Origin of the sequence: Thiocystis minor (assembly GCF_016653465.1) — a bacterium.
GTDB classification, from domain to species: Bacteria; Pseudomonadota; Gammaproteobacteria; order Chromatiales; family Chromatiaceae; genus Chromatium; species Chromatium minus.
Genome location: NZ_NHSQ01000079.1, coordinates 56,068 through 63,219, shown reverse-complemented (window position 1 = coordinate 63,219; position 7,152 = coordinate 56,068). Strand labels below are relative to the sequence as shown.

Annotated in this window: 9 protein-coding genes; all 9 read right to left on the bottom strand. The window is 69.6% G+C overall.

Annotated elements, in window-relative coordinates:
- A partial coding sequence (locus tag CCR95_RS11020) for an ATP-binding cassette domain-containing protein (RefSeq protein ID WP_201094299.1) occupies nucleotides 1-712 on the bottom strand: 712 nt, incomplete at its 3' end.
- A 4-nt stretch (nucleotides 713-716) separates the two neighbouring features.
- A complete protein-coding gene (locus CCR95_RS11015; RefSeq protein ID WP_201094293.1) occupies nucleotides 717-1,949 on the bottom strand; it encodes an ABC transporter permease in 1,233 nt (410 codons plus the stop codon).
- Nucleotides 1,946-3,154 (bottom strand): efflux RND transporter periplasmic adaptor subunit, encoded by a 1,209-nt coding sequence (locus tag CCR95_RS11010; RefSeq protein WP_201094291.1) that lies wholly within the window; start codon nucleotides 3,152-3,154, stop codon nucleotides 1,946-1,948. Before CCR95_RS11010 ends, CCR95_RS11015 begins: the two co-directional genes overlap by 4 nt.
- 62 nt (nucleotides 3,155-3,216) lie before the next feature.
- A complete protein-coding gene (locus tag CCR95_RS11005; RefSeq protein ID WP_201094289.1) occupies nucleotides 3,217-3,765 on the bottom strand; it encodes an HPP family protein in 549 nt (182 codons plus the stop codon).
- Nucleotides 3,762-4,391 (bottom strand): CBS domain-containing protein, encoded by a 630-nt coding sequence (locus CCR95_RS11000; RefSeq protein ID WP_201094287.1) that lies wholly within the window; start codon nucleotides 4,389-4,391, stop codon nucleotides 3,762-3,764. The genes CCR95_RS11005 and CCR95_RS11000 overlap by 4 nt, the downstream gene beginning before the upstream one ends.
- Nucleotides 4,392-4,546: 155 nt before the next feature.
- Nucleotides 4,547-5,023, bottom strand: coding sequence for a molybdenum cofactor biosynthesis protein MoaE (locus CCR95_RS10995; protein WP_201094281.1), 477 nt, complete (start codon nucleotides 5,021-5,023; stop codon nucleotides 4,547-4,549).
- Between the two features lie 33 nt (nucleotides 5,024-5,056).
- A complete protein-coding gene (locus CCR95_RS10990; RefSeq protein ID WP_201094280.1) occupies nucleotides 5,057-5,479 on the bottom strand; it encodes a nitrous oxide-stimulated promoter family protein in 423 nt (140 codons plus the stop codon).
- Nucleotides 5,476-6,915: a hypothetical protein gene (locus CCR95_RS10985; protein WP_201094279.1), complete on the bottom strand. Its 1,440-nt coding sequence runs from the start codon at nucleotides 6,913-6,915 to the stop codon at nucleotides 5,476-5,478. The genes CCR95_RS10990 and CCR95_RS10985 overlap by 4 nt, the downstream gene beginning before the upstream one ends.
- Nucleotides 6,912-7,148, bottom strand: a complete 237-nt coding sequence (locus CCR95_RS10980) for a DUF2249 domain-containing protein (protein WP_201094278.1) — start codon at nucleotides 7,146-7,148, stop codon at nucleotides 6,912-6,914. Before CCR95_RS10980 ends, CCR95_RS10985 begins: the two co-directional genes overlap by 4 nt.
- Between the last annotated feature and the right edge of the window lie 4 nt (nucleotides 7,149-7,152).

Genomic DNA, 7,152 nt, shown 5'->3' with positions numbered 1-7,152 from the left:
CCCCCGCCTCCTCGTACGTGCGCCCATCGCGGATGTGATAGATGCGCTCGAAGGTCGGGATGATCTTCTCGTCGTGGGTCACCACGATGACGGCGGTCTGGTACTGACGTGCCATGCGGTTGAGGATGCGCATCACCGCCAGGGCGCGTTCGCTGTCGAGCGGCGCGGTGGGCTCGTCGGCCAGGATCACCGGGGGACGGTTCACCAGGGCGCGGGCGATGGCGACGCGCTGCTGCTCCCCGCCGGAGAGCTGGGAGGGCATCGCCCTGGCACGGTGCGCCACGTCCAGGGCCGCCAGCAACTCGCGCGCCCGCTCCCGTGATTCGCCGTTGGGGCGCCCGGCCAGCATCGGCAGCAGGGCGACGTTGTCGGTGACATCCAGGAAGGGGATGAGATAGGGCGCCTGGAAGACGAAGCCGATCTTGTCGCGGCGCAGCGCCCGCAGGTCCGGGATGCGCCAGCCCTCGTCATAGATGGACGTGTCCCCCAGGGTCATGCGCCCGCCGCTGGGCTCGATCACCGCGCCCAGACACTTGAGCAGGGTGCTCTTGCCCGAGCCCGAGGGACCGACCAGTCCCACCACCTCGCCGGGTGCGACCGCCATGTCCACCCCGCGCAGCGCGTCCACCGCCGTATCGCCACGGCCGTAGCGTTTGCGCAGCCCCTCGATGCGAATCCCCTGGGCCGGATGGGCGCCCAATGGCCCGGTCATTGACTCAGCCACCGATGGCCTCCGCCGGGTCGACCCGGAGCGCGGCGCGGATGGCGACCAGGCTCGCCAGCACGCAGATGATGACCACGATCAGAAAGCCGCGCGCCGCGTCGCCTGGCAGCAGCAGGACGTATTTGGGAAACACCGGCGCCCAGAGGGTCGCGACCGTCTTGCCGACGATGAAGCCGATGAGGCCGAGCCCGATCGCCTGTTGCAGGATCATCCCGGCGATGGTGCGGTTGCGCGTACCGATCAGCTTGAGCACCGCGATCTCGCGGATCTTGCCGAGGGTGAGGGTGTAGATGATGAAGGCGACGATGGCCGCGCTCACCACCGAGAGGATCACCAGGAACATGAAGATCTGCCGCGCCGAGGTGGCGATCAGCTTGGCCTGGAGGATCTCGTTCATCTCGGCGCGGGTATAGACGCTCAGATGCTTCCAGCGCCGGATGTCCGCCGCCACCCGGTCGGGGTCCGCGTCGGGCGTCAGGCTCACCAGGATGGCATTGACCGAATTGCTCTGGGTCTGGGCGGCGAGCACGGCGTCCAGCACCTGCGGCTGGCCGGGGCGATTGAAGGCCGGATTGGCGGCGCTGCGCCGGCGCTGGGCGACGATGGCGTCGTTGTCCTTGAGGAACTGGGCATCCTGCGCGTCCTTGAGCGGGATGAAGATCATGGGGTCGCCGCCCGAGGACACGGTGCGCCGGGTCAGACCCACCACCCGGTAGGCGTGACGGCGGATGCGCAGTCGTTCGCCGAGCCGAAAACCGGTCGAGACGTCCGCCACCGCCTCGTAGTGACCCCGGGTCAGATGCCGTCCGGCGACCAGGGATTCCGGCTGACCCGGCTCGCCGAAGCCGCCCGGCACCACGCCGACCACCATGGCGCGACGCTCGCGCGCGGCCGCATCGCCGACGGACGCAGCGTCCGTCAGCGGGCGCACCTGCATGGTGAGATAGGTGACGTTGGCGGCGCGCGCGACCCCCGGCAGGGTCTGGAGACTGCGATAGAGATCGTCGGCGAGATTGGACGGCTCGGCATAGGGGCCGAGGGTGTCCTTCTGCACCGCCCAGAGGTCCGCCCCGCTGTTGTCCAGCAGCACCTCGGCATCGTCGACCATACCGCGATAGATGCCGGCCATGGAGAGCGTGACGCCGATCAGCAGCCCCAGCCCAATGCCGGTGAAGACGAACTTGCCCCAGCCGTGGAGGATGTCGCGTCCGGCGAGACTGATCATGGGGCGACCCCTGGGAGCTGCTCGACCACCTTGACCCGGCGTCCGGGCGACAGCGGGGCCTGGCTGTGCCAGATCACGGTCGCGCCGGGCGTCAGACCGGAGCGGATCTCCACCCAGCCGTCGAGATCGCGCGCGCCGATGGTCAGGGGCACGAAGGACGGTTCCCCGTCATCCAGCACCCAGACCCCGAGCGCGTCCGCGCGGCGGTGCAGCGCGGCATTCGGCACGGCGGGCGCGGCGGGCCGGGGCGCCAGCGCCACCGTCACCTCCGCCAGCTCGCCGAGCCGGGGCAAGGGATCGGGGAGATCGGCGAAGACCACCTTGGCCAGCAGCTCCTCGGTGATGGCATCGGCGCGCGGCTCGACCCGCTCGACCCGTCCCTCCAGCGCGCCAAGCGGCTGGGAGCGCAGCGCGATCTGAGCTGCGAGACCGGCGCGCAACGCCCCCGCGCCGAGCTGATCGAAGCGGACATCGACCCAGAGGCTGGCGGGATCGACCACCTCCACCACCGACTGGCCCGCCACCACCGTGCTGCCGGGTTCGGCGTCGCGCGACACCACCAGACCGCCCAACGGCAGACCATCGGCCGGGGCGACCAGGCGCAGCGTGTCGCGCTGACGCACCAGTGCCGCGCGCTCCGCGCGCACCCGTCCGAGATCCTGCTCGGCGGATTCCAGGTTGGCCAACCCCAGCGCCACGCCGGCCTCCGCGATTTGGGCCTCTTGACGCTTGGCCTCCGCCGTGTCCTCGCTGGCGGTGCGCGCCAGCAGCAGTTGCTCATAGCGTTTGACCTGGGCGCTGGCGAAGTCGCGCCGCGCCTGGGCGTCGCGCACCTGGGCGCGGGCGGCGACCACGCCGGACTCGGCGCGGCGCAGGGCGGCGTCCTGGGCGGCGAGGCGCTCGTCGAGATCGACCGGGTCCATCTCGCCGAGCCGTTGCCCGGCCTCGACCCGCTCGCCGACCTGGACCGCGACCTGGCTCACTCGTCCGGCGATGGTCGGGCCGATGCGGTAGGTATAACGCGCCTCGACCGTCCCGACCCCGAACAGGGCCGGGGCGATCGCGCGTTCCTCCACGCTGACCAGGGTCACCAGCACCGGGGCCAGCGGCCCCGAGGTCAGCGCCAGCCACAGAAAGGCACCGAGCAGCGGAAGAAGCACGGCGAGCAGGGATAGCGCGCGCCAATTGGGTTTGGGTACATTCATCAGAAAACTCACAGCATCCAGCGATTGAAAAAAAGGTGGTCCGTGCAACCGGGTCGAGCCGGCTAGAGCCAGAACTCGGGATAGCGCCGGGCGGCGGGGAGGTTGTTAAACAACAGGGCCACGGCGAGCAACACCAGCGGTCCCAGCGTGGCCGGGAGCAGCACGAAGAGATAGCCCATGGCATGCACCTGATCGGAGCCGATGACGGCGATGAGCGCGGTCGCGCCGCCCGGCGGGTGCAGGGTGCGGGTCAGGTGCATGAGGGCGATGGCGGTGGCGACCGCGACCGACTGCGCCAGCCAGGGCTCGCCGCCCAGCCACTGCCAGCAAGTTACACCCACCAGCGCCGAGAGGACATGCCCGCCGACCAGATTGCGCGGCTGCGCCAGCGGGCTGCGCACCGCGCCGAAGACCAGCACCGCCGAGGCGCCGAGCGAGCCGATGGCGAGCGTCAGATCGGTCCCGGCGAAGAACCACTGATTGAGCCAGGCGACGGCGGCGATCCCTAAAAACGCGCCTGTCCACGACCAGAGCACCTCGGACAGGCTGACCCGAGGCGGGCTGCCATGGACGCTGCCGCGCATCTTGCTCAGATAGCCCTTCAGCCTCATGGCCGGCGATCCGGGTGGCAGGCGTTGAGGAAAACCTTGCGCGGGAGCAGGCCCGCCAGACGCCCATCGGCGGCGAGCACCGGCATGGCGCGGCCGGGATGACTGGCGAAGGCGGCCAGCAGCGCGCGCAGACCGGCGTCCAGCGGCACGCAGACCACGGGCGCGGTCATCAGCTCGCCGACCGGGCGATGGTGCTGCTCCGACTTGATGCACTTTTCGTCCGCGATGACCCGCGCCATCAGGGCAAGGAAGGTCTCCGCCCCCAGCCCGCGCAGCACATCGGTCTCGGTCAGGATGCCGAGCGGGCGCCGTTGTCCGTCCACCACCGGCAGCGATTTCAGCCCCTGACGCACGAAGCTGGGGATGGCCTCGGCCAGCGGGATGTCCGGCGTCAGCGGGCGGACCTCGCGGCGCATCAGCCGTCCGGCGGTGATGCCGCTGAACAGCCGGTCGAGCGCGTGACGATGCGCCAGATGATAGACGGCGCGGAAATCCATCGTGGTGATGTCGAGATAGCCGGGGATCTCGCGCATCGCCTCCAGGATGTCGGCGTCCGTGAGCTCGAGTTCGGCGAGATCCTCCTCGGGCGAGAGCGGATCCTCGGAGGCGCAGGGGTTCAGGGTCATGATCAGAATTCTCCTTTGGGGTCGCGGCGCGGCACTGCCTCAGGGACGGCTCGCGGTCAGGCGCGCGTAGACCAGGGTCAGCCGGGATGGAAGTTCGGTCGGGCGACGGATCATCACCTAGCCGCCCGCGCCGAACAGATGCGGCAGATAATGGATCAGCATTTGCGGTTTGCACCGGGGTCCGCCCAACGCCCCGCCGCCGCCTTATCGGCCTCGCGCGCATCGACCCAGCGCTCGCCCGCGGCCGTGCTCTCCTTCTTCCAGAAGGGTGCACGGGTCTTGAGAGAGTCGATCAGGAATTCGCAGGTGCGAAAGGCGTCGCCACGGTGCTGGCTGGTGACCCCGACGAAGACGATCGGGTCGCACGGATCCAAGATACCGACCCGATGCACGAGACGGATGCCCTCCAGCGCCCAGCGCGCGGCAGCCTCATCGGCGATGGCGCCAAGGGCCTTCTCGGTCATACCGGGATAGTGCTCCAGCCTCATCCGCGCGACCGCGATCCCCTCATTGAGGTCGCGCATCAGGCCGACGAAGGTCACCAGGGCGCCGACCCTGGGGTTTTCGCCGTAGAGCGCGGCTTGCTCACGGGCGATGTCGAACGGCTCGGTTTGGATCAGGATCGAGCGCATGGTTGGCCTCCACTAGGTTTCGAGTCAGGTCTGTCAAGGCTTTGATTGCTTCTCTGCACGTGCTCCATGGCCCGTCGCTGCCCCGCGTTTGGCGCGGGCGCGCAACTGAGCTAGGCTCGGCACCCGCCTGAGCTTGTCGAGCATATGGAGGAAGGCGAGCCAGGGGTGACGCAGCGGCATGCGCGGCCCGGCGTAGCGCATGACCTGCCGTACCTGCTCGCGCCTCAGCGCACTGTAGCAATGGACCTCGCAGCGGTTGCAGACCGGCTTCTGCACCTGAAACGGACAGGCGACGAGGCGCTGGTGCGCATAGAGACGCAGCGGCTCACAGTCATCGCAGAGTCCGCGACCGCCACCGTGATGATCCTGGCAGTAGATGCCGAGCATGGCGTCGATGGTGCGCTGCTCCTGCCTGATCCGGGGTTCCACACGCTTGGTTTTCGAGGGATTGTTCACCGTGACTCTCTCTGCCGAGGCAAAGTCGAGGATGCGATTGACAGGGCATCGTTAGCGCACTTGTCCTCGGGGGTCTCACCGCGCCCACGCCAAGGCACGGTATCAGCGCGCGCCGCATCCTGGCGGCTCCCAGTGTCGGGGTTGGTGGCTGGGGCGCCGTCGATCAGGGCGCGCAACGCCCTGCGGTAGCGCAGTGTCGTCAGCGTCAGCAGCCCCAGCAGCCAGAGTGCCGCGAGCGCCAGCAAGGCCCCGCCCGCGTGCGCGGCCGGCGGATAGACAAATCCAGTGCTCAATAACAGCAGCCCAGCGCCATGCAGCGCCACTTGGACACGCGCCGGATCATTCGGCAGCAAGCGTTGCATATGCGGGATCCGCACCCGGAGCTTGCCCAAGACGATTTGATGCGACTGCAGATGCAGCCAGCAGAGGAAGGGCACGATCTTGAGCAGCATGCCGCTTGGCAACCCGACGCCGACCCCGATCAGCAGCCAGACACCGATGCGCTCGGTCGTGGTCCCGAGCAGCCAGCCGAGCACCGCCGCCAGCAGGGCGCCCATCGCGATCCACCAGTGCAGCAGGGTCGCATCGATCTGAGCACGCACGCGCCGGACCTGCAGGCTCAGCGTGATCAGGGCGAAGAGCGCGAAGCCCAGCGCGAGCGCGTCCTGCGCCACGCGGCCCGCCAGGGTTGCCACCGCGGGCGCCAGGAAGGGCAGGGTCGTGAGAGCGCACAGCACCAGAAAGAGGTTCGGTGCCAGCGCCCGCGTCAGCCAGCGTGGATAGGCCGGGGTGACATGGAACAGCGGCACCACTTGGACGCTCACGGTCAGGATCAGCAGACCGACCCAGCCGAATAGCCCCCAGGCGACGTGGACCTGCACCCAGTCCAGCAGGCGAGGCACGGCGACCCGGCCGAGCAACGCCAGGGTCAGCAGCAGGCCGAGCCCGCTGGTGATCAGGAGCGCGAGTCCGGCCAGGGGAAAGCCGTGTAGGTTGGCGGAACCGCCACAGGCGCGCCCGAGCGCCACCAGCATCACGATGGCGAAGAGCGCGAAGCCGAGCCCCGCCGCCATCGCGCCGCTGGCCAGCGCCGTCGCGCCGCCACCGAGGAAGCCTGCGGCGAGCAGCCCCGCTCCGAGCCCGAGCAGCAAGTGCACGCTGATGGCGACGGGCCGCACCACCGGCAACGGCACCCCGCCGAGCACCGGCAGCATCTGCAGCAGCGCGCCGATCATGACGGGACCGAGGAATCCCACCGTGATCAGGTGCGTCGCGGCCAGCGCGGTCGGGCTCCAGCGCGTCGCCAGCACCGCGTCGGCGTCGAGCATCAACAGCACGCCGGCCGCGATCGCGAACAGCGGCGCGGTCAGGAACAGCCGCAGCGGCAGATTGAGCGGCGGCGCCTGCTCCAGGCTGAGTCCGGCGGTCGCGATCATCGGGCGGGACTCGGGTCCGCGTCGGCCGGCTCGATCAGGATGCGCCAGTCCCCCTCGGTCCCCGTCACCTCCCAGCGATAACCCATGCGCCCGAGCAGGTCATAGAGCGGATAGGGCTGACGGCGATGGCGCAGGAGCAGCCGATCGCCCGCGGGGAGCGCCGCCAGCGCGTCCAGCGCGCGCTCCAGCGGCTCGGGCGCTGGCAGGTCGGAGACGTCGAGACGCTGGTCCATGGCG